The 23,403-nt window shown below is 73.5% G+C and carries 23 protein-coding genes; 13 read left to right on the top strand and 10 right to left on the bottom strand.

Going from position 1 to position 23,403, the window contains the following annotated elements; all coding sequences use genetic code 11:
* Positions 1–32: 32 nt before the first annotated feature.
* The 4 genes from CRP29_RS01270 to ypfJ form a co-directional block, all read right to left on the bottom strand.
* Complete coding sequence (locus CRP29_RS01270) at positions 33–560, bottom strand: phage holin family protein (protein ID WP_097193256.1); 528 nt, start codon at positions 558–560, stop codon at positions 33–35.
* Between the two features lie 3 nt (positions 561–563).
* Positions 564–1,355, bottom strand: coding sequence for a hypothetical protein (locus tag CRP29_RS01265; RefSeq protein WP_097193255.1), 792 nt, complete (start codon positions 1,353–1,355; stop codon positions 564–566).
* Between the two features lie 253 nt (positions 1,356–1,608).
* Positions 1,609–2,388, bottom strand: coding sequence for an enoyl-CoA hydratase/isomerase family protein (locus CRP29_RS01260; protein ID WP_097193254.1), 780 nt, complete (start codon positions 2,386–2,388; stop codon positions 1,609–1,611).
* 1 nt (position 2,389) lies between these two features.
* A complete protein-coding gene (gene ypfJ / locus CRP29_RS01255) occupies positions 2,390–3,298 on the bottom strand; it encodes a KPN_02809 family neutral zinc metallopeptidase (protein ID WP_097193253.1) in 909 nt (302 codons plus the stop codon).
* Positions 3,299–3,492: 194 nt separating this feature from the next.
* Between ypfJ and CRP29_RS22525 the strand changes: the two genes are divergently transcribed.
* From CRP29_RS22525 to CRP29_RS01240, 3 genes are read left to right on the top strand one after another with little or no spacing between them, the layout of a single operon-like run.
* The gene (locus tag CRP29_RS22525) at positions 3,493–3,897 is read left to right on the top strand and encodes a hypothetical protein (RefSeq protein ID WP_097193252.1); all 405 of its coding nucleotides are present in this window, start codon (positions 3,493–3,495) and stop codon (positions 3,895–3,897) included.
* A 10-nt stretch (positions 3,898–3,907) separates the two neighbouring features.
* Positions 3,908–5,161, top strand: coding sequence for a glutathionylspermidine synthase family protein (locus tag CRP29_RS01245; RefSeq protein WP_176522781.1), 1,254 nt, complete (start codon positions 3,908–3,910; stop codon positions 5,159–5,161).
* Positions 5,162–5,170: 9 nt separating this feature from the next.
* On the top strand, positions 5,171–5,620 hold the full coding sequence (locus CRP29_RS01240) for a nitroreductase family deazaflavin-dependent oxidoreductase (RefSeq protein WP_097193251.1): 450 nt from the start codon (positions 5,171–5,173) through the stop codon (positions 5,618–5,620).
* 40 nt (positions 5,621–5,660) lie between these two features.
* Here the strand turns inward: CRP29_RS01240 and CRP29_RS01235 are convergent, their stop codons facing one another.
* Positions 5,661–6,722 (bottom strand): winged helix DNA-binding domain-containing protein, encoded by a 1,062-nt coding sequence (locus tag CRP29_RS01235; protein ID WP_097194020.1) that lies wholly within the window; start codon positions 6,720–6,722, stop codon positions 5,661–5,663.
* Between the two features lie 229 nt (positions 6,723–6,951).
* On the opposite strand from CRP29_RS01235, the gene CRP29_RS01230 reads away from it, so the two are divergent.
* The 3 genes from CRP29_RS01230 (at position 6,952) to CRP29_RS01220 (ending at position 9,402) form a co-directional block, all read left to right on the top strand.
* Positions 6,952–7,386: a DUF1801 domain-containing protein gene (locus tag CRP29_RS01230; protein ID WP_097193250.1), complete on the top strand. Its 435-nt coding sequence runs from the start codon at positions 6,952–6,954 to the stop codon at positions 7,384–7,386.
* Between the two features lie 90 nt (positions 7,387–7,476).
* Positions 7,477–7,725: a three-helix bundle dimerization domain-containing protein gene (locus tag CRP29_RS01225; RefSeq protein ID WP_097193249.1), complete on the top strand. Its 249-nt coding sequence runs from the start codon at positions 7,477–7,479 to the stop codon at positions 7,723–7,725.
* A 45-nt stretch (positions 7,726–7,770) separates the two neighbouring features.
* Entirely contained in the window at positions 7,771–9,402 is a 1,632-nt protein-coding gene (locus tag CRP29_RS01220; RefSeq protein ID WP_245852261.1) for an ABC-F family ATP-binding cassette domain-containing protein, read from the top strand.
* A 13-nt stretch (positions 9,403–9,415) separates the two neighbouring features.
* Here the strand turns inward: CRP29_RS01220 and CRP29_RS01215 are convergent, their stop codons facing one another.
* On the bottom strand, positions 9,416–10,108 hold the full coding sequence (locus CRP29_RS01215; RefSeq protein WP_176522780.1) for an SGNH/GDSL hydrolase family protein: 693 nt from the start codon (positions 10,106–10,108) through the stop codon (positions 9,416–9,418).
* A 93-nt stretch (positions 10,109–10,201) separates the two neighbouring features.
* On the opposite strand from CRP29_RS01215, the gene CRP29_RS01210 reads away from it, so the two are divergent.
* Positions 10,202–11,533, top strand: a complete 1,332-nt coding sequence (locus CRP29_RS01210; RefSeq protein ID WP_097194017.1) for a D-arabinono-1,4-lactone oxidase — start codon at positions 10,202–10,204, stop codon at positions 11,531–11,533.
* A gap of 4 nt (positions 11,534–11,537) precedes the next feature.
* Here the strand turns inward: CRP29_RS01210 and CRP29_RS01205 are convergent, their stop codons facing one another.
* Genes CRP29_RS01205 through CRP29_RS01195 form a run of 3 tightly spaced genes read right to left on the bottom strand, consistent with a single transcriptional unit; the run spans position 11,538 to position 14,955 of the window.
* Positions 11,538–12,431 carry an oxidoreductase gene (locus CRP29_RS01205; protein WP_097193248.1) on the bottom strand — a complete coding sequence of 298 codons (894 nt, stop codon included), beginning with the start codon at positions 12,429–12,431 and terminating at the stop codon, positions 11,538–11,540.
* A 39-nt stretch (positions 12,432–12,470) separates the two neighbouring features.
* Positions 12,471–13,733 carry an MFS transporter gene (locus CRP29_RS01200; protein ID WP_245852257.1) on the bottom strand — a complete coding sequence of 421 codons (1,263 nt, stop codon included), beginning with the start codon at positions 13,731–13,733 and terminating at the stop codon, positions 12,471–12,473.
* Positions 13,734–13,773: 40 nt separating this feature from the next.
* On the bottom strand, positions 13,774–14,955 hold the full coding sequence (locus CRP29_RS01195; protein WP_097193247.1) for an alcohol dehydrogenase catalytic domain-containing protein: 1,182 nt from the start codon (positions 14,953–14,955) through the stop codon (positions 13,774–13,776).
* Between the two features lie 288 nt (positions 14,956–15,243).
* On the opposite strand from CRP29_RS01195, the gene CRP29_RS01190 reads away from it, so the two are divergent.
* The 3 genes from CRP29_RS01190 to CRP29_RS01180 all read left to right on the top strand — a co-directional run bounded on the left by CRP29_RS01190 (position 15,244) and on the right by CRP29_RS01180 (position 18,388).
* Positions 15,244–16,326 carry a M23 family metallopeptidase gene (locus CRP29_RS01190; protein WP_097193246.1) on the top strand — a complete coding sequence of 361 codons (1,083 nt, stop codon included), beginning with the start codon at positions 15,244–15,246 and terminating at the stop codon, positions 16,324–16,326.
* A 92-nt stretch (positions 16,327–16,418) separates the two neighbouring features.
* Positions 16,419–17,336: a cation diffusion facilitator family transporter gene (locus CRP29_RS01185; RefSeq protein WP_097193245.1), complete on the top strand. Its 918-nt coding sequence runs from the start codon at positions 16,419–16,421 to the stop codon at positions 17,334–17,336.
* A gap of 74 nt (positions 17,337–17,410) precedes the next feature.
* Complete coding sequence (locus CRP29_RS01180; RefSeq protein ID WP_245852254.1) at positions 17,411–18,388, top strand: cytochrome c oxidase assembly protein; 978 nt, start codon at positions 17,411–17,413, stop codon at positions 18,386–18,388.
* Positions 18,389–18,446: 58 nt separating this feature from the next.
* On the opposite strand, the gene CRP29_RS01175 is transcribed toward CRP29_RS01180, so the two are convergent.
* Positions 18,447–20,033: an MFS transporter gene (locus CRP29_RS01175; RefSeq protein ID WP_245852251.1), complete on the bottom strand. Its 1,587-nt coding sequence runs from the start codon at positions 20,031–20,033 to the stop codon at positions 18,447–18,449.
* Between the two features lie 78 nt (positions 20,034–20,111).
* Between CRP29_RS01175 and CRP29_RS01170 the strand changes: the two genes are divergently transcribed.
* The 3 genes from CRP29_RS01170 (at position 20,112) to ctaD (ending at position 23,334) form a co-directional block, all read left to right on the top strand.
* Entirely contained in the window at positions 20,112–20,621 is a 510-nt protein-coding gene (locus CRP29_RS01170) for a metallophosphoesterase family protein (RefSeq protein ID WP_097193243.1), read from the top strand.
* Between the two features lie 35 nt (positions 20,622–20,656).
* Positions 20,657–21,484 carry a putative RNA methyltransferase gene (locus CRP29_RS01165; protein WP_176522837.1) on the top strand — a complete coding sequence of 276 codons (828 nt, stop codon included), beginning with the start codon at positions 20,657–20,659 and terminating at the stop codon, positions 21,482–21,484.
* 98 nt (positions 21,485–21,582) lie between these two features.
* Complete coding sequence (ctaD, locus tag CRP29_RS01160; RefSeq protein ID WP_097193242.1) at positions 21,583–23,334, top strand: aa3-type cytochrome oxidase subunit I; 1,752 nt, start codon at positions 21,583–21,585, stop codon at positions 23,332–23,334.
* Positions 23,335–23,403: the final 69 nt, after the last annotated feature.

Below are 23,403 nucleotides of genomic sequence, written 5' to 3'. Positions count from 1 at the left end.
CGACTCCTTCGGGAGTGGGGGAGGTCGGCTGGTCAGTGGGGCTTGAGGGCGCCGGGCACCTGCGACAGCGTGTCGACGGTGCGCTCGGGCTTGGGGTTCACCTGCTGGAACTTCTTCCGGCCCATCACGAAGGCGACGGCGCCGACGATGCCCCAGAGGACGGCCACGATGAGCGCCGCCCAACCGGTGGGGATGGCGCTGGCCAGCGCCCACATGAGGGCGATGGAGAGGAACAGCGCCACCATGTAGCCGGCGAAACCGGCGGCGCCGAACATGCCTGCGCCCTGCCCGGCCTTCTTCGCCTCGGCCTTCATCTCGACCTTGGCCAGCTCGAGCTCCTGGCGCATGAGGGTCGAGAGGTCCTTGGTGACCTCGCCGATCAGCGACCCGACCGAGTTGCTCTCGATGTCGGGGCGGCCCTCGTCGGTGTACGGCGTGCCCATGGCACCGCTGTGGTCCTGGGAGTAGTCCGCCGCGTAGTTCTGCGTGGTCGGCTCCACCGGCGGCGGGGCGTAGCCCGGACCGCCGGCCGGCTGGCCAGGGGTGTACGGGGTGCTCATGGGTCAGCCCACCCCGCCCGGGCGACGCGCCGGGTCGTCCCAGCCGGCCGGCGAGGCCGGCGGCACGATGCTGCCCTCGGGCGGCACGGTGCCGTACGGGGGCGGCGGCAGGGGGGCAGATCCCGCCGTGGTGTACGCGGCGCCGGTGCCCGTGTAGGCGCTCGCGGGATCGGTGTAGGCGGTGTCCGAGTACGTCGGGGTCGGGTCGACGTAGTTCGTCGTCGGGTAGCCGCCGGCAGGACCGGAGGTGTCCGAGTCGGTGTGCGCGGCGCGCACCCCGCTGGTCAGCCGGCCGGCGACGATGCCGGCCGCGGCGGCGCCGAGCAGGAACATGCCGGGACGGCGGCGGGCGAGGCTGCGGACCTCGTCCAGCAGCTGCGCCGGCTCGCGGTTCTGCAGCTTGTCGGCGAAGCCCTCGAGGTAGCCGGAGGCCTGCTGGAGCAGGTCGCGGGCCGGTCCGGGCGCACCCTGGCTGGTGCCGTCGGCGAGGCTGCGCAGCTCGCCGGCCAGCGAGGTGAGGCCGGAGGCGGCCTTCTGCTGCTGGGCGACCGCCTGGTCCTTGAGCTGCGACTGGCCCTGCTTGAGCAGGTCCTGCGCCTGGCGCTGGGTCTCGTGGGCGACCTCCCTGGCCTGGTCGGTGGCGGTCGAGGCGACCTGGCTACCGGCCTGGGCTGCGGTCTGGCCGACGTTGCGGGCTTCTTCCGCGGCCACGTCCTTGGTGCTCGTCGAGCTCTGGCCCGTGCTTCCCGCGGTGGTGGTGGGCGGGGGGAGCGGGGCGTCGATGGAGTGAGTCATCGGTCCTCCTCGGCAGTTCATGGGCGGTTCTCGCGGTCAGGGAGGGCGCTACCCGGCACCGGTCCGGACACACCTGCGATGGGGAAGCGGGAGTGTCGTAACTGGCTGTCCGCCCGGCGCATCCATGCGTCACGGGCGAGCGCAGAGGCCTCCGGGGCACGGCGGGGACCGCCGTGCGCCGTCCGCCTCCAGTGGGTGCGCCGCGAGGGTGAGGTACCCGCGCCGAGGGGCTTGCGAAACGGGACCGCCCGGGTCAGCCTGACCGGCCGAAGCGGGGAGGGCGCCGCTCGGCGAACGCGGCGACCCCTTCCGGGAGCTCGCCGGTGGCGATCGTCCGCCGGTACCAGGGGGCGACGACGTCCTCGCCGTCGTCCCCGGCGGCGAGCGCGGCGACGACCTCCTTGGTCGCCTGCTGCGTCAGCGCGGAGCGCGCCGCCAGCACCTCCGTGAAGCGGCGCACCTCGGCCTCGAGCTCGTCGGCCTCGACCAGCCGGTCGACCAGGCCCGTGCGCAGGGCGGTGGCCGCGTCGATCAGCTCACCGCTGAACAGCAGGTACTTCGCCGTCGCCGGGCCGACCAGGTCCATCAGCGCCCGGGTGGACGAGGGCGGGTAGACGATGCCGACCTTGGCCGGCGTGACCCCGAAGACGCTGCTCGGATCGGCGAAGCGCAGATCGCAGGCGGCCGCGATCTCGACACCCCCGCCGATGCAGTGCCCGCGGATCATCGCGATCGTCGGCTTGGGGAACCCCCGCAGCGCCGCCTGGGCGGCGAGGTTGTGCGCCCGGAGGTCCGCCATCGGGTCCAGCGGGTCGACCCCGCCCAGCAGGCCGGCGAGGTCGGCACCGGCGCAGAAGCTGGGCCCGGCTCCGGTGACCACGAGCGCGCGGACCGCCGGATCGGCGGCCGGGCCGGCGAGCACCTCCGGCAGAGCCGCCCACATCCCCGCGGTCATCGCGTTGCGCTTCTCGGGGCGGTCGATGGTGAGGACGGCGGCGTGCCCGTCGCGGGTGACGGTCAGCGAGTCGGTCATCTCAGCCCAGGTCGTCGGTGGCGAAGGTGTCGCAGGCGCTGGGGTCGCCGCTGTCGTAGCCGGCCCGGAACCAGCGCTGCCGCTGCTCGGAGCTGCCGTGCGTGAACGCCTCCTGGTCCACGGTGCCGTCGCCGAGGTTCTCCTGGATGTAGTCGTCGCCGATGCGGGCGGCGGCGTCCAGGGCGCGGTCGATGTCGTCGTCGGTGATGTCGGCGATCAGCGGTTCGCCGGAGTCGTCGGGGACGGTCTCGGCGTGGCTCGCCCACGCGCCGGCGAAGCAGTCGGCCTGGAGCTCCAGCCGGACGGTGCCGCTGGTGGGGCCGCTCTCGCCGGGGGTGACCCGCGCGTTGGTCCCCAGCAGGTTCTGCACGTGGTGGCCGTACTCGTGGGCGAGCACGTAGGCGTCGACGAACAGCCCGCCCTGGGCGCCGAACTGCTCGCGCAGCTGGTCGAAGAAGGTGAGGTCGATGTAGACCAGCTGGTCGGCCGGGCAGTAGAAGGGGCCCGATCCGCTCGACCCCGCCCCGCACGCGGTCTGGACCGAGCCGGTGAAGAAGACGGTCTCCGTGCGGGCGTACCGGTCACCGAGCAGCCCCGACCAGTAGTCCTGGATCGACTCGACGTCGGCGACCACGGCGCACTCGACCGAGTCGTTGGCGTCGGCCCCGGTGCGGCAGTTCTGCGCCAGCGCCGAGTTGTCGACCGTCTGGTCCTGCCCGAGCCCGAATGCGCCGGCCGGGCTGCCGCCGTCCCCACCGCCGAGGACCTGCAGCAGGACGACGACGACCAGCCCCACCAGGCCCAGGCCACCGCCGCCGACGGCGAGCCCCCGGCCACCTCGCATCCCGCCGCTGCCCCGGGTGTCCCGCACCCCGGACGCGTCCAGGCTGCCGCTCTCGCGGTACCTCATCCTCGGCGGACCTCCGTGCTCTGCGGCCGTGCGGGCCGGGGTGGGTGGCGGGCGGTGCCCGTCGCCTGGAACGGTGCCATCGCCCGGGGGTGGCCCGCGACCCGGGAGGGCCGGGAGGGATCCGCGGTGGACGCCTGCGCGGTCGCCGGGGAGTTGCGCCTAATCTCGTGGTCAACCCGAGGAGGAACCAGCTCATGGCGGTCTCCAACCGCGTCCGTGCCGCCCTCACGACCACGGTGCTCGCCACCGCCGCGACCGGCTTCCTGGCCGGCTGCACCGCCGGCGGTGAGGACGACGAGCAGGTCGCCTACTGCACCGACGAGGACGGCAACATCGTCGACGAGGACCTCTGCGACGACGACGGCGGCGGCGGGTTCGGCGGCGGCGGGCTGTTCTTCCTCTACCTGGGCGGCTTCCGGCCCGGTCTGCCGGTCGGCACGGCGCTGCCGTCGGGCGGCACCCGGATCAACCCGGGCGACAGCGTGGCCCGGCAGCGCGCCGGTCTCCCGGCCACCGGCAAGGTGAGCGCCGGCCAGCGGGTCAGCGGCGGCATCGGCAGCGGGATCGGCAACAAGGCCGGTTCCGGCGCGGGGAGCTGAGCCGCGCCCCGTGCGGAGGATCGAGAGCGGCATCGTCCGCCCCGGCTGGGAGGCCGAGGTGGAGTCCCAGGGCCTGGTCTACAACCGCACCCACCTGCCCGGTGGCGAGGTGCGCAGCTACTGGCGGGAGGGGCCGTTCTACGACTTCTCCATGGCCGAGATCAAGGAGCTCGAGGGCGCGGTCTCCCAGCTGTTCCAGATGTGCGTCGCCGCGGGTGACCACCTGGTCGACAACGACCTGTTCGACCGGCTGCACATCCCGCCGATGGCCCGGCCGCAGATCCGCCGGACGTGGGCGGAGGAGCCGCCGAGCATCTACGGCCGGTTCGACCTGCGGTACGACGGCGACGGCCCCCCGAAGCTGCTGGAGTTCAACGCCGACACCCCCACCGGCCTGGTCGAGTCCGCCGTCACCCAGTGGAACTGGCACCTGTTCACCGGGCAGGGGCGCGACCAGTGGAACGCGCTGCACGACACCCTCGTGGCGGCCTGGCAGCGCAACCTGACGAAGTGGGAGCGGCGCACCGGCGTCCGCCCGCGGGTGCACCTGGCGTGGACCAGCGAGGAGACCTCCGGTGAGGACCGGATGACCGTCGCCTACCTGATGGACACCGTGGTGCAGGCCGGCTACGAGGCGATCGAGCTGGTCGTGGAGGACATCGTGCTGGACTCCGGGGACGGCCGGTTCTACGACCCGCAGGGCCGTCACCTGGACGTCGTCTTCAAGCTCTACCCCTGGGAGTGGCTGATCGAGGACGAGTTCGGCGCCGCCGTGCTCGCGGACGGCGCGCGCCCGGGTGGGACGACCTGGGTCGAGCCCGCCTACAAGATGCTGTGGAGCACCAAGGCGCTGCTGCCGGTGCTGTGGCAGCTGTTCGGCACCGACCCGGTGCTCGGGCAGTACCTGCTGCCGGCCTACTTCGCCGACGAGATGCCCTCGTCCTGGCGGACCTACGTGCGCAAGCCGCTGTGGGGCCGCGAGGGAGCCAACGTCGCGATCGTGCGCGACGGCGAGGTGACCGCACAGCTGCCCGGGCGGTACGGCACCGAGGGGTTCGTCGTCCAGGAGTTCGCGCCGCTGCCCGACTTCGCCGGCGTCGACGGGCCGCACCACCCGGTGCTCGGCGCCTGGGTCGTCGACGGCGAGCCGGCCGGGCTCGGCATCCGCGAGAGCGACGGGCTGATCACCGACAACCTCAGCTTCTTCGTGCCGCACACCATCGACTTCGCCGCTCCGCAGGACGGGAAGCGCCGCGGGTTCTAGGTTCGGCTCATGCCGCTGGAAGGGAAGTACGAACCCAGTCCGCAGAAGTGGGTCCGCGACCAGGTGGAGCTCTACGAGCGCACCGGGGGCCGAGAGGGCAACACGCTGCTCGACCGGGGTCTCCCGGTCGTCATCTTCAGCACCCGGGGCGCGAAGAGCGGCAACGTGCGCAAGCAGCCGCTCATGCGCGTGGAGCACGCCGGGGCCTACCTGATGGTCGGTTCCCAGGGCGGCGCGCCCACCGACCCGGCCTGGGTCGCGAACCTGCGGGCCGCGCCCGACCAGGTCACCGTCCAGGACGGCCCGGAGCCGTGGGACGGCGTGGCGCGCGAGCTCGAGGGCCCGGAGCGCGAGGAGTGGTGGGACCGCGCGGTGGCCGCGTTCCCGGACTACGCCGACTACCAGACGAGGACCGAGCGCCGCATCCCGATCTTCCTGGTCGAGCGCCGCTCCGCCTGACCGCCGGCCGCCCGGGCCCGCCGTCGCCCTCCCCGCACCGTCAGGGCAGGGCCGCGGCGAGCTCCGGCACCGCGGCCACGACACCGTCGTCCTCCGGCCGGAAGGTGGTGCCCACGGCGGCGCGGCGGGCACCGCGGCCCTCGTACCGCCAGGTGCCCACGATCCGGCCGTCGGCGACGACGGTGGACCGGAACATGCCGTTGTTCCCCGGCACGATCCGCGTCGTGAACCCGGGTTCGAGGACGGCGCTGCGGTCGCCGTAACCGAGCACGAACTCGTCGAAGCCCGGGAGCAGGACGGTGCCGCGCGCCTCTCCCCGGCAGGCGGCCAGGCGCTCCGGGGTGGTGGGGTCGAGGAGGTGCTCGGCGCCGTCGACGGTCATCGACTCCAGCTGCCCCCGCGCCACCGCGAGCCCGGCCCGGGCGTCGCGCACGGGCTGACCCGACCAGCGGGCCAGGTCGTGCACGGTGGCCGGCCCGTGCCCGGCGAAGAACCGGCCGGCCAGCTCGCCCAGCGCCTCCTCCTGCTCCAGCCGGCGCGGCTGGGGCACCCACTCGGACAGCAGCACGAACAGTTGCTCGCCGTCGGCCGTCGGGCCCAGGCAGCTGGAGCCGGTCTGCGCGGCGTGCCAGAGCAGGTGATAGCCCCGCTGACCGGTGACGGCGACCCCGGCCGCCTCGATCGCGGCCAGCAACGCGGCCCGGCTCAGCCGGTGGCCGCCGGAGAGCGCGGCGACGACCGCCTCGTCGGCCCGGACGACGTCGGCGTCGGTGAGCCCGAGGGCGGCCCGGCGCTTGGCGACGCCCGCCATCGCGCGCTCGCCGAGCAGGTCGAGCAACCACGGCAGGTCCTCGGCCGCGGTGAGGTGCAGGGTGCCGCGCATCGGCCACGAGCGGACGATCTCGCCCCGGTCGAGCGCGGCGAGCACGTCGGCGCGGGACCGGGCGGTCGTGCGGAGCGCCACCGACGTGAGCGCTCCCGGCTGGTCCTGCCCCTGCACGGCGGTCAGCCGGCGGACCGCCTCGACGGGGGTGGCCGCGCGGGGGCCGGCCAGCAACTGGGCGGCCAGCCGGAGCAGCCCCACCTCGGATGCCGTCGTCACCACCCCACCGTGGCACCCGGGTACGACGTTCTCCAGGGCGCAGCGTTCTCCAGGGCGCAGCGCGAACCACCTGTCGCGGACGCCGCGCGGCGGTAGCGTGCGGGGGTGAGCGGAATGCGGGGTTCTCGGGCGGAGCGGCGCAGGCGCGTGGTGGCCGCCGTCATCGTGCTGGCCATGGTGCTGGCCGCCGGCGCGACGGTGCTGTCGATCGCCCTGGGCTGAGGCCGGCGTGGCGGCCGAGGAGATCGAGGACTGGTTCGCCGCAGCGGGCCCGCGCGCGGCGGAGCTGCGGCGGGTCGACGCGCTGGTGCAGCAGGCCGCGCCCCGCATCGACCGGCAGCTCGTCCCGGTCGGTGCGGGGCAGATGCTCGGCTACGGGCTGATGCCCTACCGGCCGCGCTCGGCGAAGGAGACGACGACCTGGCCGCTGATCGCGCTGGCCGCGCAGAAGCGGCACCTGTCCCTCTACGTCTGCGCCGTGGTCGACGGCGGCTACCTCGCCGAGGACCGGGCCGCCCGCCTGGGCAAGGTCTCCTGCGGCAAGAGCTGCATCCGTTTCACCTCCCTGGACCGCGTGGACACCGACGAGCTCGGCGCGCTGCTCCGGGACGCCGTCACCAGCACGTCGTCCGGCCGCAACGCGTACTTCGCCGACGGGGCGTGACCTAGGTCCCTGGCGCCGTCCTGGGCCTCCCGGCACGGTGGAGGAGCCGCCGGAGCAGACCGGCGCTTCCCCGTCCGCGGAGGATCGTCGATGACCCTGACCGTTCCGTCGAGCTCGTCCGACCCCTCCTCCGAGCTGCCCTGTCCCGGCCTCGGCGACCCTGCCGTCGCGCAGGCCGTCGACCGGCTGCGCGGGGAGTTCGCCGGCCGGGTGCGACCGCAGCTGGTGGTGCGCGTGGTCCGGGAGAGCCGGCGCGACCTGGGCGGCTCGCCGATCGGCGCGATGCCCGAGCTGGTCGAGCGCCTCGCCCGCTACCGGCTGGGCACGCACATCGGCTGACGCCCCGGGCCACGATCGGCTTGCACCCGACGGGAGGATGTCCGGGTGGGCATCGGTGCGGGGTCGGTCGACGTGAGCGGGGTGCGGCACACGCTGTCGGACGGACGGGTGCTGCTGGAAGACGTCTCCTTCCGCATCGGTGAGGGCGCCCGCGCGGCGCTGGTCGGCGAGAACGGGGCAGGCAAGACCACGCTGCTGCGGATCATCGCCGGCGACCTGGTGCCCGAGGCCGGCGCGATCGCGCGCACCGGCGGACTGGGCGTGATGCGCCAGTTCATCGGGTCCGTCCGCGACGACACGACCGTCCAGCAGATGCTCGTCGACCTCTCCCCGCCTGCGGTCCGCGCCGCCTGGGACGCCGTGCAGGCCACCGAGCTCGCGCTCATGGAGACCGACGACGAGCGCTCGCAGATGGCCTATGCCGATGCGCTGGGTCAGTGGGGCGACGTCGGCGGGTACGACGCCGAGGTCACCTGGGACACCGTGACCGTCGCCGCGCTCGGCGTCCCGTACGACCGGTGCAAGTACCGGGAGCTGTCCACGCTGTCCGGCGGTGAGCAGAAGCGGCTCGCGCTCGAGGCGCTGCTCCGCGGCCCCGATCAGGTGCTGCTGCTCGACGAGCCGGACAACTACCTCGACGTCCCGGGCAAGCGCTGGCTCGAGGAACGACTGCTCGACACCCGCAAGACCGTGCTGTTCGTCAGCCACGACCGGGAGCTCCTGGCCCGGGTCGCCGACCGGGTCGTCACCGTCGAGGGCGGGACGGCGTGGGTGCACGGCGGCGGCTTCGTCAGCTACCACGAGGCCCGGGCGGCCCGGCACGAGCGGCTGGCAGAGCTGCGCCGCCGCTGGGACGAGGAGCACCAGCGGCTGATCGACCTGGTGCGGACGATGCAGCAGCAGGCGGCCAACTCCCCGGACATGGCCAACCGGTACCACGCGATGCAGACCCGGCTCGCCAAGTTCGAGGCCGCCGGCCCGCCGCCCGAGCGGCCCCCGGAGCAGAAGGTGTCGATGCGGCTGCGCGGCGGGCGCACCGGCGTGCGGGCGGTCACGGCCCAGCAGCTGGAGCTGTCGGGGCTGATGAAGCCGTTCGACCTGGAGATCTTCTACGGCGACCGGGTGGGGGTGCTGGGGGCCAACGGGGCGGGCAAGTCGCACTTCCTGCGGCTGCTGGCCGGTCAGTCGGTGGCGCACACCGGCGACTGGCGGCTCGGCGCCCGCGTCGTCCCCGGCTTCTTCGCGCAGACCCACGCGCACCCCGACTGGCAGGACCGGACGCCGGTCGACCTGCTGTGGCACGGCGAGCCCGGCCGGCCGGGCGTCGACCGCGGCCGGGCCATGGCGGCGCTGCGCCGCTACGGGCTGGCCGAGGCCGGGGACCAGCCGTTCCGCACCATGTCGGGCGGGCAGCAGGCGCGGTTCCAGATCCTGCTGCTGGAGCTGTCGGGATCGACGCTGCTCCTGCTGGACGAGCCGACCGACAACCTCGACGTCCTGTCGGCCGAGGCGCTGGAAGAGGCGCTGGGCGCCTTCGACGGCACTGTCCTGGCCGTGACGCACGACCGCTGGTTCGCCCGCTCGTTCGACCGGTTCGTGGTCTTCGGCGCGGACGGCCGGGTGTACGAGTCGGCCGAGCCGGTGTTCGACGAGACCCGCGTGGCCCGCGCCCGCTGACCCGCCGGGAGGCTCAGCGGAGGGCGTCGGCCACCAGGAGCGCGATCCGGGCCTGACCGTCGGCCGTCGGATGGATGCGGTCGTCGGAGATCGGGATGTCCTGCCCGAGCAGCGACACGTAGACGGCGTCGTGCGCCTGCGCGGCAGCGGCCAGTCCCTGCTCGATGGTGTCCAGGACGGCGGGGTCCAACGCCGGGATCGTCGGCGGGCCGACCACGACGACGCGGGCGGCGCCCTCGGCCTCGTCGAGCAGGGCGTCGGCGCTGGACCGCACCTCGTCCGGCTCGCCGGCCAGGCCGTCGTTGACGCTGCCCTGGACGACCAGGGTGGTGTCGTCACCCAGGTCGTGCTCGACGAGCCGATCGCCGTAGGCGAACGGCTCGCCGGAGCAGAAGCCCGCGGTGGTGTACCCGGTGGAGCTCATGCCGTCGACGGTGACCGTCGCGTCGGCCAGCCCCGCGAGCTGCGCCGACCAGGCGAGGTCGGGACCACCGACGCCCGTCCCCTGCGTGTAGCTGTCGCCGATCACGAGGACGGCCCGGGAGCCGCCGCCCTCGTACGGTCGGTGGAGCAACTCGTCGCGCCCGGCCTCGGCCGCGACGCACAGCGGGGGATCCTGCCGGTCCTGCCACAGCAGGTACCCGCCGGCGCCACCGGCCACCAGCAGGACGGCCAGGCCGACGATCACCCAGCGTCCCCGTGTCATGCGGCGCACGTTACCGGCGGGCGTCGGCGGCCTTCCCGGTCGATCGTCGGCGCATGGCTGCGCGGCGCGCCGTCGGGGTGCCACCATTCGCCGATGATCACCAGGGGCGGGACGCGCGCGGGCGGATGGCGAAACTGGGCCGGGAACCAGCGCTCGACCGGGGTGGACGTGGTCCATCCGGCCGGCGCCGACGAGATCGCGGCCGTCCTCGCGCAGGCGGCCGCCGCCGGCCGCCGGGTGCGCCCCATCGGCTCGGGGCACTCCTTCACCGCCATCGGCCGACCCGAGGACGTGCAGCTGGTGCTGGACCGGCACGTCGCGATGGTCGACGTCGACGACACCGGGCTGGTCACGGTGCAGGCGGGCATGCCGCTGCACCGGCTCAACGCGGAGCTGGCGGCGCGGGGCTGGTCGCTGACCAACCTGGGTGACATCGACCGGCAGACGGTCTCCGGCGCGCTCTCCACCGGCACCCACGGCACCGGCGCGCGCTTCGGCGGGCTGGCCACCCAGCTGCGGGGCCTGGCGCTGGTGCTGCCCGACGGCTCGCGGCTGCGCTGCTCGGCCGACGAGAACGCCGACGTCTTCGCCGCCGCCCGCATCGGGCTCGGCGCCCTCGGCGTCCTCGACGCGGTGACCCTGCAGGCCGAGCCGGCCTTCGCGCTGCGGGCCGAGGAGGGGCCCGCCCGCCTCGGCGACCTGCTGGAGGGGTTCGAGGAGTTCATGACCTCGACCGACCACGTCGAGTTCTACTGGTTCCCGCACACCGACCGATGCCTCACCAAGCGCAACACCCGCCTGCCGCTGGCGGACGGGCTGACCCCGCTGCCGCGCTGGCGTGCGATGTGGGACGACGAGGTGCTCTCCAACGCCGTCTTCGCGGGCATGGTCGCTGCGGGCCGTCGCCGTCCGGAGCTGATCCCGCGGCTCGCGGCCGTGACCGCCGGAGGGCTGGGCAGGCGCACCTGGACCGACGCCTCCCACCAGGTGTTCGTCAGCCGCCGCCGGGTCCGCTTCGTGGAGATGGAGTACGCCGTGCCCCGGGCGGAGGCACCGGCGATCCTGACCGAGCTGCACCGGATCGCGAGGGCGGGGGAGTTCCTGGCGTCCTTCCCGGTGGAGGTGCGGGTCGCGGCGGCCGACGACATCCCGCTGTCCACCGCCTCCGGCCGGGACACCGCCTACATCGCCGTCCACGTGCCGGCCCGCACCGACCCCGGCTCGTGGTTCGCCGCCCTGGAGTCGATGGCCGGCAGCGTCGGCGGCCGGCCGCACTGGGGGAAGCTGCACGGCCTGGACGCCGCCACGCTGCGCACCCGCTATCCGCGGTTCGACGAGTTCACCGCCCTGCGGGCGCGGCTGGACCCGGGCGGGGTGCTCGGCAACGCCCACCTGGACCGGGTGCTCGGCCCGGTGGGCGGCTGACGCGCTACAGGTCGACGTCCGGCTCGCCGGTGCCGCCGATGCGGTCGAGCTCCTGCAGTTCCAGGGGGCCGAGCTCGCGGGCTGAGGCGACCATGTTCTCCTCCAGGTGCGCGACCGACGAGGTGCCCGGGATGAGCAGCAGGTTGGGGGAGCGGGCCAGCAGCCAGGTCAGCGCCACCTGCATCGGCGTCGTCTCCAGCCGCCGGGCGACCGTCTCCAGCGCGGCCGACTGCAGCGGGGTGAACCCGCCGAGCGGGAAGAACGGCACGTAGGCGATGTCCTCCCGGGCGAGGGCGTCGATCATCGGGTCGTCGTCTCGGTGCACGAGGTTGTAGTGGTTCTGCACGCAGACGACCGGGGCGATCGACTGGGCCTCGGCCAGCATCTGCGTCGTCACGTTGCTGACGCCGAGGTGCGTGATCAGCCCCTCCTGCTGCAGCTGGGCCAGCGCCTCGAACGGCTCGGCGAGCGAGCGCTCCTCGGGTGCCGCGAAGCCGGGCATCCGCAGGTTGACGACGTCGAGCGCGTCGACGCCGAGGTTGCGCAGGTTGTCCTCGACCGCCGAGCGCAGCTCGTCGGCGCCCAGCGCCTCGGGCCAGTCGCCCTCCGGCGTCCGCCGCGCGCCCACCTTGGTCACGATGACCAGCTCCTCTGGATAGGGGTGCAGCGCGTCCCGGATGAGCTCGTTGACCACGTGGGGGCCGTAGTAGTCGCTGGTGTCGATGTGGTTCACGCCCAGCTCGACCGCCCGTCGGAGCACGGCGACCGCCTCGCCGCGGTCGGCCGGCGGGCCCATCACGTGCGGACCGGCGAGCTGCATCGCGCCGTAGCCCAGGCGGAAGACGGGCCGGCCGCCGAGGAGGTAGGTGCCGGACGGTTCTGCGGTGCCGATCGTCATGGCCGCCTCCGTACCCGGACGCGGCCGGTCATGCGCGGCTCAGCGCACGCCGGCGGGCTCCGGCACGGCGGGGATGTCCGCGGGCAGCGGCGCGGCCGCCGACCGGCGGTCGCCGTGCCGGACCCACAGCGCGATGCCGGCGCCGCCGACGGCCAGTGCCGCGCCCACCCACATGGGGGCGGTGAGGCCGTACCCCTGGGAGATGACCAGCGCGCCCAGCGCCGCCCCGAGGGCGTTCGCGACGTTGAAGGCGGCCTGGTTGGCGGCCGAGACGAGGCTGCCGCCGGGGACGTCGGCGGCCTCGATGACGCCGTTGAGCACGATCGGCCCCATCGCGAAGCCGAGCGTGCCGAACAGCACCAGCAGGACGACGGCGGCGACCGCGCTGCGGGCCGAGAAGGCGAACACCGCGAGCACGACGGCCACGCCGACCATCCCGACGGCGACGAATCCGAAGCCGAAGCGGCCGCCCAGCCGGCCGCCGAGCAGCGTGCCGATGGTGGTCCCGACGCCGAAGAGCGCGAGCACCGGCGTGACGTTGCCCGAGGAGAGGCCGGCGAGGTCGGTGAGGATCGGCGTCACGTAGCTGTAGACGGCGAAGGTGGCCGCGAACCCGACCATGGTCAGGGCCAGGACCAGCCAGACCTGCCGGCTGCGGAAGGCGGAGAGCTCCGTGCGCAGGTCGGCCGGTTCGCCGCCGTCGGCGGGCAGCCAGGCGAGCAGCCCGGCGATCGTGAGCACGCCGATGCCGGCGATCCCGGCCAGCACGAGCCGCCAGCTGGTCTGCTGGGTGACCCACGTGCCGGCGGGGACGCCGACGACGTTGGCCAGGGTGAGTCCGGTGACCATGAGCGAGATGGCCTGCGTCGCGCGCTGCGGCACGACCAGGCGGCGGGCCGCGATCGCGCCGACGCCGAAGAAGGAACCGTGGGCGAGCGCGGTGAGCACGCGCGCCGCGGCGAGCGTGCCGTAGGTCGGGGCCAGCGCCGCGAGCAGATTCCCGACCACGAAGACGACCATCAGCGCGACGAGCGTCTGGCGGGGAGTGAAGCGCAGGCCCACTGCCGTGAGCGTGGGCGCGCCGACGACCACGCCGATCGCGTAGGCGGAGATGAGCAGGCCGACGGCGGAGACCGAGACGTCGAGGCCGTCGGCGATCTCGGGCAGCATGCCCATGACGACGAACTCGGTGGTGCCGATGCCGAAGGCGCCGATGGCGAGGGCGAGCAGGGCGCGGGGCACGAGGGGGTACAGCGACGCACCGCCGTCGGCCATGCCCGGATCGGCGGTGGAGCTGCTCACACCGGGGGGCGGGTCGGCGCCCGCCCCCCGGTGTGCCGGGTCAGGGCTGGAGCAGCACCTTCACGGCGCCGTCCTTCTTCTCGCGGAAGTTCGCGTAGGCCTCCGGAGCCTGCTCGAGTGGTACCCGGTGGGTCGCGAACTCGTCCACGCCCAGCGGGTCGCCGTCGAGCAGCAGCGGCAGGATGTCGGGGACCCAGCGCCACACGTTGGCCTGGCCCATGCGCAGCTGGATCTGCTTGTCGAACATCCGCATGAGCGGCAGCGGGTCGGTCGCGCCGCCGTAGACACCCGACAGCGAGATGGTGCCGCCGCGGCGGACCGCCTCGATCGCGGTGTTCAGCGCGGCCAGCCGGTCGATCCCGGCCACCTGCATGACCTTCTCCATGATCGCGTCCGGGACGATCGCCGTCGCCTTCTGCGCGAAGGTGGCCAGCGGGGAGCCGTGCGCCTCCATGCCGACGGCGTCGATCACGGCGTCGGGCCCGCGGCCGTCGGTCAGGTCCCGGACCCGCGCGACGACGTCGGCCTGGGTCGTGGTGTCGATGACGGTGACGCCGTTGCGCCGGGCGCGGGCGAGTCGCTCGGGCACGACGTCGGAGGCGATGACCTGGCCGGCACCGAGGTGCTTGGCGATCCGGGTGCACATGTCGCCGATCGGGCCCAGCCCCAGGACGAGCACGCTGCCGCCCTGCGGGATGCCGGCGTACTGCACCGCCTGCCACGCGGTCGGGAGGACGTCGGAGAGGTAGACGAACCGGTCGTCGAGCGGGGCGTCGGGCACCTTGATCGGCAGCGTGTTGCCGAACGGCACCCGCATGTACTCGGCCTGCCCGCCGGGCACCTGCCCGTAGAGCTTGGTGTAGCCGAAGAGCGAGGCACCGAAGCCCTGCTCCCGGTTCTGGGTGGTCTCGCACTGGGAGTTGAGGCCCTGGGAGCACATCCAGCAGGTGTTGCACGAGATGTTGAACGGGACCACGACGCGGTCACCCGCCTTGACGGCGGTGACCTCCTTGCCGACCTCGCGGACGATGCCCATCGGCTCGTGACCCATGATGTCGCCGACCGTCATGAACGGGGCCATGACCTCGATCAGGTGCAGGTCCGAGCCGCAGATGCCGCTCGAGGTGATCTCGACGATCACGTCCGTCGGGTCCTGGATGGTGGGGTCCGGGACGGTGTCCACCCGGACGTCGGCCCGGCCGTGCCAGGTCACTGCGCGCATGCGGTTCGTCTCCCTCTATAGAGCCCTGATGGAGCCTTCGGGAGGGTCTTCTGCCCCTCCGTGAGCCAGGTCGCGCCACTTTCAACCAGGTCCTGCGCGCCTCTCACCGAGCGTGACAAAGCAATCACGCGACGCCGAATCACACCGGTGCATTTCAGTGGCGGAGACCACAGAACTGACGGTCGATACCCCGCGACGCAGATCACGAACCGATCACGTCGTGTTTACATGGGCCCCGCTCCTCTTCCCCGGGGGCACGGCAATGCCCCCTACGGAAGCTCCAGGTGCATGACTTCGCTCCACCACGATCGCCGCGTCGACGACGCCCGGAACACCGCTTCGGCGGCCCCGGTCGAGACCCTCGCTCCGGTCCGCGGAACCTCGCGGCGCCCGGTCGGGACGGTCGACGAGACGGTTCCTCCGGAGGTTCCGGCGCAGCGTCGGGGAAGGGCGTCGCGTGCGGTCGCCAAGGCCGCTCGCCGCACGCGGCCCGTCGAGCCGGCCGCGCCCGCCACCTCTCCGGCCCGCCCCACGCCCTTCCCGCGCTCCGGTGAGCTCGTCACCACCGCGCCCGCTGCTCCCGAGGAGTCCGCGGCGCTCGCCGCGGTCCGCCGCACGGGAGGTGGCCGGCACCGGATGCCGACCGTGCGCCGCCGTCCCGCCTTCTACCTGGCCGCCGGGCTGGTCGGTGCGCTGAGCCTGGGCGCCCTGGTCGACACCGACCCCTCCGCCCGCGCCGACGCGACCGCGGAGACCGGCTCGGTCAGCGTCGCGGAGCAGCTCGGCATCGACGCCGAGGCCACCGCCACGCTGTCGGCCGGCGACGAGTCCACCCGGCTGCTGCAGGAGCTCGTGGTCAGCCGCAACCAGCGCGAGGCGGCCACGACCGCCGCCGTCGACGCGCAGGCCGCGGCCGACGTCCACGCCATGGCGTCGGCGGCCGCCGCGTTCGCGGCCGCCGCCGAGGCTGCCCGCCCCAAGGTGGTGGCCCCGATCAACGGCGCCCGCCTGACCAGTGGCTTCGGTGCCCGCTGGGGCACGCTGCACGCCGGGATCGACCTCGCGGCCCCGATGCGCACGCCCGAGTACGCGGTGATGGACGGCGTCGTGCTGGAGGCGGGACCGGCCAGCGGCTACGGCCTGGCCGTCTACATCCAGCACGACGACGGCGACGTGACCGTCTACGGCCACATGGACGAGATCCTCGTCGAGGCCGGCCAGCTCGTCCGGGCCGGCGACACCATCGCGCTGCTGGGCAACCGTGGGCAGTCGACGGGGCCGCACCTGCACTTCGAGGTGCACAAGGGCGGCCTCGACGGCACGAAGGTGGACCCGATCCCGTGGCTGCGGGAGCGTGGCGTCCAGCTCTGACGCATCCGCACCTCGACGCCCCCGGCCGGACCTGTCCCGGCCGGGGGCGTCGCGCGTCGGGCACACTTCGGGGCCGGCGCGGAGGAGGACCCATGGGGCACGACCACGGTTCCACCGCGGGCACCGCGGCCGGGAGCCGACGGGGCCGGCTGGCCGTCGTGCTGGGGTTGACGCTCACCGTCCTCGTGGCCGAGGTCGTCGGCGCGGTCGTGAGCGGTTCGCTGGCCCTGCTGGCCGACGCCGGTCACATGGCCACCGACGCCGTCGGGATCGCGTTGGCCCTCACCGCGGTCGGCCTGGCCCAGCGGCCGGCCCGGGGGCGCCGCACCTTCGGCTGGCAGCGCGCCGAGATCCTCGCCGCCGTCGCCAACGGGCTGCTGCTCCTCGCCGTCGCGGCCTACGTGCTGGTCGAGGCGGCCCGCCGCATCGGCGACCCACCGGAGATCGCCTCGGGGCTGGTGCTGGCCGTGGGTGTCGTCGGCCTGGCGGTCAACCTGGTGTCCCTGGCGGTCCTGCACCAGGGCCACGGCGAGTCGCTCAACCTGCGCGGCGCCTACCTGGAGGTGCTGGCCGACGCGCTCGGCTCGGTGGCGGTCATCGTCGCCGCGCTCGTCATCGCCGTCACCGGCTGGACGCACGCCGACACCGTGGCGTCGCTGGCCATCGGCGTCCTCGTGCTGCCGCGGGCCTGGTCCCTGCTGCGCGAGGCGCTGGACGTGCTGCTCGAGGCCGCACCCCGCGGCGTCGACCTGGCCCACGTGCGGGAGCACATCCTCGGGGTGGACGGCGTCGTGGGCGTGCACGACCTGCACGCCTGGACGATCACCTCCGGTTCACCGGTGCTGTCGGCGCACGTCGTCGTCACCGACGAGGCGCTCGCCGCCGGGCACGGCGGCCGCGTGCTGGACGCGCTCTGCGAGTGCCTCGGCGCGCACTTCGACATGGAGCACTGCACCTTCCAGCTCGAGTCGCCGTCGCACGCCGGCCACGAGGCGCCCGTCCACGACTGACGGCCCCGCCGCCGCCTCCCGCCCGGGTGGGACAGTGGAGCCCGGCAGGTCGGACGGCGCAGCAGGAGGTCTCGGTGGACCACGGGGACGGGCACGGGCACGGGCAGCACTCGGGCATGTGGGTGCCGGACGAGCCGCCCACCTGGGGCCGGATGTTCCTGCCGCACTTCGAGGCGTGGTCGGTGCTCGCCGTCCTGGCCCTCGCCGGGCTGGTGCTCTACCTCGCCGCCGTCGTCCGGCTGCGCCGGACCGGGGTGACCTGGCCGTGGTGGCGGACCGCCTCGTGGATCGCCGGGACGCTGTCGATCGTGGCGGTGACGGCGACCTGGCTGAACGGCTACAGCATGGTGCTGTTCAGCCTGCACATGGTCCAGCACATGGTCCTGGCGATGATCACGCCGATCCTGCTGCTGCTCGCCGCACCCGTGACGCTCGCCCTGCGCACGCTGCCCCGCGGCCAGGGCGCCGCCGCGGCCCCCCGGGCGCTGCTGCTGAACTTCCTGCACAGCCGGTTCACGCGGTTCCTCGCCGCCCCGGGCTTCACCGTGCCGCTGTTCATCGCCAGCCTGTACGGCATCTATTTCACGCCGATCTTCGACGCGCTGATGAGCAACCCGGCCGGGCACCAGTTCATGCTGGCGCACTTCGTCGTCACCGGGCTGCTGTTCTTCGGCCCGATCATCGCCCAGGATCCGTGGCCGAACACGCACAGCCATCCGACCCGCATCCTCGAACTGGTGATCCCGGTGCCGTTCCACGCCTTCTTCGGCGTCGCGGTGATGATCGCCAGCTCGCTGCTCGTCGACAGCTTCGCCAACCCGCCGGCCGCCTGGGGCATCGACCCGATCGGCGACCAGACCGTGGCCGGCGGGATCGCCTGGTCCTTCGGCGAGCTGCCGACGGTGATCGTGCTGATCGTCGTCCTGGTCTCCTGGATGGGTTCCGACGAGCGGCGCGGCCGCGCGCTCGACCGGGCGGCGGACCGGGACGGCGACGCCGAGCTGAACGCCTACAACGCTCGGCTCCGGGCGATGGCGGACCAGGCCCGCTGACGACAGCGGCGCGCGCCCCCGGGTGGGGACGCGCGCCGCTGTCGTACGGGGACCTTCGTCAGCCGACGTGGACGACGGCGTCGCCCTCGGCGGGCAGGTCCTCCTTGGTCGCCTGGATGAGCACCGCCGCGACGGCGGCACCCAGCACGAGCAGCACCGAGGCCCACGTGAAGGCCGTGGTGTAGCCCTCGACCTGCGCCGCGAGGCTGACCCGCGCGTCCTGCGGGTTCGCACCCCCGGCGATCGCGTCCGCGGTGTAGGAGCTGATCGCCGCCACGGACAGCGACGCCAGCACGGCGGTGCCGATGGAGGCGCCGACCTGCTGGGTGGCGTTGAGCATCGCGCTCGCCGCACCCGCGTCGTGCTCGCCGGCGCCGACCAGCGCCAGGTTCGACAGCGGCACGAACGTGAAGCCCAGCCCGAGGCCCAGCAGGACCTGACCCGGGAACGGCAGCGTCCAGAAGCCGGTGTCCAGGCCGACGAACGACAACGTGAACAGCCCGGATGCGGCGAGCAGGCCACCGGCGACCATCAGCGGCTTGGGGCCGATGCGCGGCAGCAGGGCGCTGGAGGCGCCCGCCGCGATGAAGACGCCCAGGCTGACCGGGAGCGAGGCCAGGCCCGCGACGACCGGCTCGTACTCCAGGACCTGCTGGAAGTAGAGGCTGAGGAAGAAGAAGGCGCCGATCAGCCCGGCACCGACCAGCGTCGAGGTCAGGAACGCGCCGCCGCGGTTGCGGTCCAGGACGATCCGCATCGGCAGCAGCGGGTTGCGGGTGCGCAGCTCCAGCACGACGAACGCGACGACGAGCAGCAGCCCGGCGACGATGAACGACCACGCGGGGCCGTCGGACCAGCCGCTGGCCGCCGTCACCATCTCGCCGCCCCCACGGGCGTTGGCCTCCGCGGCCTCGGCGGCGTTGGTCTGCGAGGCCTCGGAGACGCGGGTGAAGCCGTAGACGATCGAGGCGAGGCCGAGGGTGATCAGCACCGCGCCGGGGATGTCGTAGCTGGTGTCGCCGGGTGCCTTGCTCTCCGGCACGAACGGGATGGCCAGCACGATCGCCAGCAGCGCGACGGGCAGGTTCACCCAGAAGCACCAGCGCCAGTCGGCGTACTCGGTCAGCACGCCACCGAGCAGCAGCCCGATCGCCGCCCCTCCGCCGGCGATGGCGCCGTAGACGCCGAAGGCCTTGGCGCGCTCCTTCGGCTCGGTGAACAGCACGGTGATCAGGGCGAGCGAGGCCGGCGCGAGCAGGGCGCCGAAGACGCCCTGCAGGGCGCGGGCACCGAACAGCATCGCCTCGTTCTGGGCGAAGCCGCCCAGCGCGGACGCGGCGGCGAAGCCGGCGGCGCCGACCAGGTAGGTGCGCTTGCGGCCCCAGAAGTCGGCGATGCGCCCGCCGAGCAGCAGGAAGCCACCGAAGGTGAGCGTGTAGGCGGTGACGATCCACTGCTGGGACGCCGTGCTGATGCCGAGGTCGGCGGTGACGGCCGGCAGCGCGATGTTGACGATCGTCGCGTCGAGGATCACCAGGAGGACGGTCATGGCGATGACGCCCAGGGCCAGCCAGCGGCGCTCGTAGGGCTCCTCGGCGGGGGCCTGCACGCCGGCGGCGGAGGCGGGTTGTTCGGGGTGGGTCACGAGGTCCTCATCGGTCGAGCGGGTGGGGCGGAGTTCGCCGGCCGAGGTGCCACGGGAGCGGCCTGCGACCATGGGGCCGTGCCGGTCTCCCTGGTGATCACCTCGGACACGCACGTCCCGAAGCGGTCGCGTGACCTGCCGCATTCCCTCTGGACGGCGATCACCTCCGCCGATGTGGTGATCCACGCGGGTGACTGGGTCGACGTGGCGCTCCTGGACCTCCTGGAGCAGCGCGCGCGCCGGCTGGTGGCCGTCCACGGCAACAACGACCACGGTGCGCTCCGCGAGCGGCTGCCGGAGGTGGCCCGCGCCGAGCTCGAGGGCCTCCGGTTCGCCGTCGTCCACGAGACCGGCGACGCGAAGGGCCGGGAGGCCCGCTGCGCGGCGCGCTTCCCGGACGTCGACGTCCTCGTCTTCGGGCACAGCCACATCCCGTGGGACACCACCGCGGCCTCCGGGCTGCGACTGCTCAACCCGGGCTCGCCCACCGACCGCCGTCGGCAGCCGCACGGCACCTTCCTCACCGCGGTCGCCGACGCCGGCCGGCTGCGGGACGTCGTCCTCCACGCCGTGCCGCCGCGCTCGTGAACGCCCGGCCCGACCTGCCGGACGCCGCCGTGGCGATGCTGGCCTGCCCCGTCTGCGTGGCCTCGCTCGCCGTCGCGGAGCGCGGGGACGTGCTGCGCTGCCCCGCCGGCCACGCGTTCGACCGGGCGCGCCAGGGGCACGTGACGCTGCTGCCGCCCGGCCACCGGGCGCCGTCGGGCGACTCCGCGGAGATGGTGGCCGACCGGATGGCCTTCCTCGCCGCCGGTCACTACGCCGGCATCAGCGCCGCCCTCGGCGACGCCGTGCTCGAGGGCGGGGGAGCGGTCCCGGAGCGGCTGCTCGACCTGGGCGGGGGCACCGGCCAGCACCTCGCCGCCGTCCTCGACCGCATCCCCGGCGCGACGGGGGCGGTGCTGGACTCCTCGCCCTACGCCGCGCGCCGGGCGGCCCGCGTGCACCCACGGGCCATGGCGGTGGTCGCCGACACGTGGGCGCGCCTGCCCGTCCGGAACGGCGTGGTCGACCGCGTCCTCGTCGTCTTCGCGCCGCGCAACGGCCCGGAGATCGCCCGCGTGCTGGCCCCCGGGGGCCGGCTGGTCGTGGTCACGCCGGCCGCCGACCACCTCGGCGAGATCGTCGCCCCGCTGGGCCTGCTGCGCGTGGACCCCGACAAGGCGGCCCGGCTCGCCGGCTCCCTGGAGCCGCACCTGACGCCGGTCGCGCACACGGGGCGCCGGGACGTGCTGCGGCTGGACCGCGCCGCCGTCGGCACGCTGGTGGGCATGGGGCCGCACGCCCGGCACCTGTCCGCCGACGTCCGCGAGGAGCGGCTGCGCGCCCTGCCCGAGCCCGTCGAGGTGACCGTTGCCGTCGACGTCGCGGTCTACCGCCGTCCGGACTGAGCCCGGACCGCCCGTCCCGCGGGCCCTCCGGGCGACGCGCGGCGCGCCCGCCCCGTCCCGCGGCAGGGACGGCGGAGGGCCCGTCTAAGCTGCCGGTCGTGACGATTGCACCGGCGCCCATCGTGAGTCGGCCGAGCCCGGCTCATGTGGTCGAGAAGGGCTCGCGGCTGTCCAACCTGCTGCGGACCACCGACCACAAGACCATCGGCTTGATGTACCTGACGACGTCGTTCGTCTTCTTCATCCTGGGTGGCCTGATGGCCATGCTGATCCGGGCTGAGCTGGGTCGTCCGGAGCTGCAGTTCCTGTCTCCGGAGCAGTACAACCAGCTGTTCACGATGCACGGCACGCTGATGCTGCTGATGTTCGCGACGCCGCTGTTCTTCGCCTTCGGCAACCTGATCATGCCGCTGCAGATCGGTGCGCCCGATGTGGCGTTCCCGCGGCTGAACGCGCTGTCGTTCTGGCTGTTCCTCTTCGGCTCGCTGATCGTGGTGTCCAGCTTCGCGACCCCCGGTGGGGCTCCTGACTTCGGCTGGACGGCCTACACGCCGCTGTCGAACGTCACCCACTCCCCGGGCGTGGGCGCGAACCTGTGGATCGGTGGCCTGGCGGTCAGCGGCCTGGGCACGATCCTCGGTGCGGTCAACTTCGTCACCACGATCGTCTGCCTGCGCGCGCCGGGCATGACGATGTTCCGGATGCCGATCTTCGTCTGGAACGCGCTGGTCACCAGCATCCTCGTGCTGCTGGTGTTCCCGATCCTGACCGCGGCGCTGTTCGGGCTGCTGGCCGACCGCAACCTGGGTGCGTTGATCTACTCGGCCGAGAACGGCGGGGCGATGCTGTGGCAGCACCTGTTCTGGTTCTTCGGCCACCCCGAGGTCTACATCATCGCGCTGCCGTTCTTCGGCATCGTCACCGAGATCATCCCGGTGTTCGCCCGCAAGCCGCTGTTCGGCTACAAGGGCATGGTCGCCGCGACCCTGGCCATCGGCTTCCTCTCGCTGGCGGTGTGGGCGCACCACATGTTCGCCACCGGCGCGGTGCTGCTGCCCTTCTTCGCGTTCCTCACCTACCTGATCGCCGTCCCGACCGGGCTGAAGTTCTTCAACTGGATCGGCACCATGTGGCGGGGTCAGATGACCTTCGAGACGCCCATGCTGTTCTCCATCGGCTTCATGGTCACCTTCCTCTTCGGTGGTCTGACCGGTGTGCTGCTGGCCTCCCCGCCGCTGGACTTCCACGTGCACGACTCCTACTTCGTGGTCGCCCACTTCCACTACGTCGTCTTCGGCACCGTGGTGTTCGCCGCCTACGCCGGCATCTACTTCTGGTTCCCCAAGATGTGCGGCCGGATGATGGACGAGCGGCTCGGGAAGCTGCAGTTCTGGATGACCTTCATCGGCTTCCACGGAACCTTCCTGGTGCAGCACTGGCTGGGCAACGAGGGCATGCCGCGCCGCTACGTGGACTACCTGCCGACCGACACCTTCACCACGCTGAACATGATCTCGACGATCTTCAGCTTCGTGCTGGGCGCCTCGGTGATCCCGGGCATCTACAACGTGGTGCGGTCGTGGAAGTACGGCAAGCTCGCCCTGCGCGACGACCCGTGGGGCCACGGCAACTCCCTGGAGTGGGCCACCTCGTCCCCGCCGCCGCGGCACAACTTCGTCGAGATCCCGCGCATCCGCTCCGAGCGCCCCGCCTTCGAGGCGCACTACCCGCACCTGGTCCAGCGCCTGCAGGACGAGGCCCACGCCGGCAAGCGGCACCAGCCGTACGCCAGCGAACTGCTCGCCGACACGGGGACGCGTCAGGGGCCGAACGACCCCGACCCGACCTGATCGGCTCTCCGAGCTGAACGGCAGAGGCCCAGGACCGCACCGGTCCTGGGCCTCTCCCGTTCGCCGGCT

Source organism: Blastococcus aggregatus (assembly GCF_900221005.1).
GTDB classification, from domain to species: Bacteria; Actinomycetota; Actinomycetes; order Mycobacteriales; family Geodermatophilaceae; genus Blastococcus; species Blastococcus aggregatus.
Note: the sequence above shows the minus strand (reverse complement) of the source record. Positions and strands in the feature narration are given on the sequence as shown.

Coding starts and splice junctions, on each gene's coding strand:
- CRP29_RS01270 (WP_097193256.1), bottom strand. CDS start 560: ATGAGCACCCCGTACACCCCTGGCCAGCCGGCCGGCGGTCCGGGCTAC.
- CRP29_RS01265 (WP_097193255.1), bottom strand. CDS start 1,355: ATGACTCACTCCATCGACGCCCCGCTCCCCCCGCCCACCACCACCGCG.
- CRP29_RS01260 (WP_097193254.1), bottom strand. CDS start 2,388: ATGACCGACTCGCTGACCGTCACCCGCGACGGGCACGCCGCCGTCCTC.
- ypfJ (WP_097193253.1), bottom strand. CDS start 3,298: ATGAGGTACCGCGAGAGCGGCAGCCTGGACGCGTCCGGGGTGCGGGAC.
- CRP29_RS22525 (WP_097193252.1), top strand. CDS start 3,493: ATGGCGGTCTCCAACCGCGTCCGTGCCGCCCTCACGACCACGGTGCTC.
- CRP29_RS01240 (WP_097193251.1), top strand. CDS start 5,171: ATGCCGCTGGAAGGGAAGTACGAACCCAGTCCGCAGAAGTGGGTCCGC.
- CRP29_RS01225 (WP_097193249.1), top strand. CDS start 7,477: ATGACCCTGACCGTTCCGTCGAGCTCGTCCGACCCCTCCTCCGAGCTG.
- CRP29_RS01215 (WP_176522780.1), bottom strand. CDS start 10,108: ATGACACGGGGACGCTGGGTGATCGTCGGCCTGGCCGTCCTGCTGGTG.
- CRP29_RS01210 (WP_097194017.1), top strand. CDS start 10,202: ATGATCACCAGGGGCGGGACGCGCGCGGGCGGATGGCGAAACTGGGCC.
- CRP29_RS01205 (WP_097193248.1), bottom strand. CDS start 12,431: ATGACGATCGGCACCGCAGAACCGTCCGGCACCTACCTCCTCGGCGGC.
- CRP29_RS01195 (WP_097193247.1), bottom strand. CDS start 14,955: ATGCGCGCAGTGACCTGGCACGGCCGGGCCGACGTCCGGGTGGACACC.
- CRP29_RS01190 (WP_097193246.1), top strand. CDS start 15,244: ATGACTTCGCTCCACCACGATCGCCGCGTCGACGACGCCCGGAACACC.
- CRP29_RS01185 (WP_097193245.1), top strand. CDS start 16,419: ATGGGGCACGACCACGGTTCCACCGCGGGCACCGCGGCCGGGAGCCGA.
- CRP29_RS01165 (WP_176522837.1), top strand. CDS start 20,657: ATGCTGGCCTGCCCCGTCTGCGTGGCCTCGCTCGCCGTCGCGGAGCGC.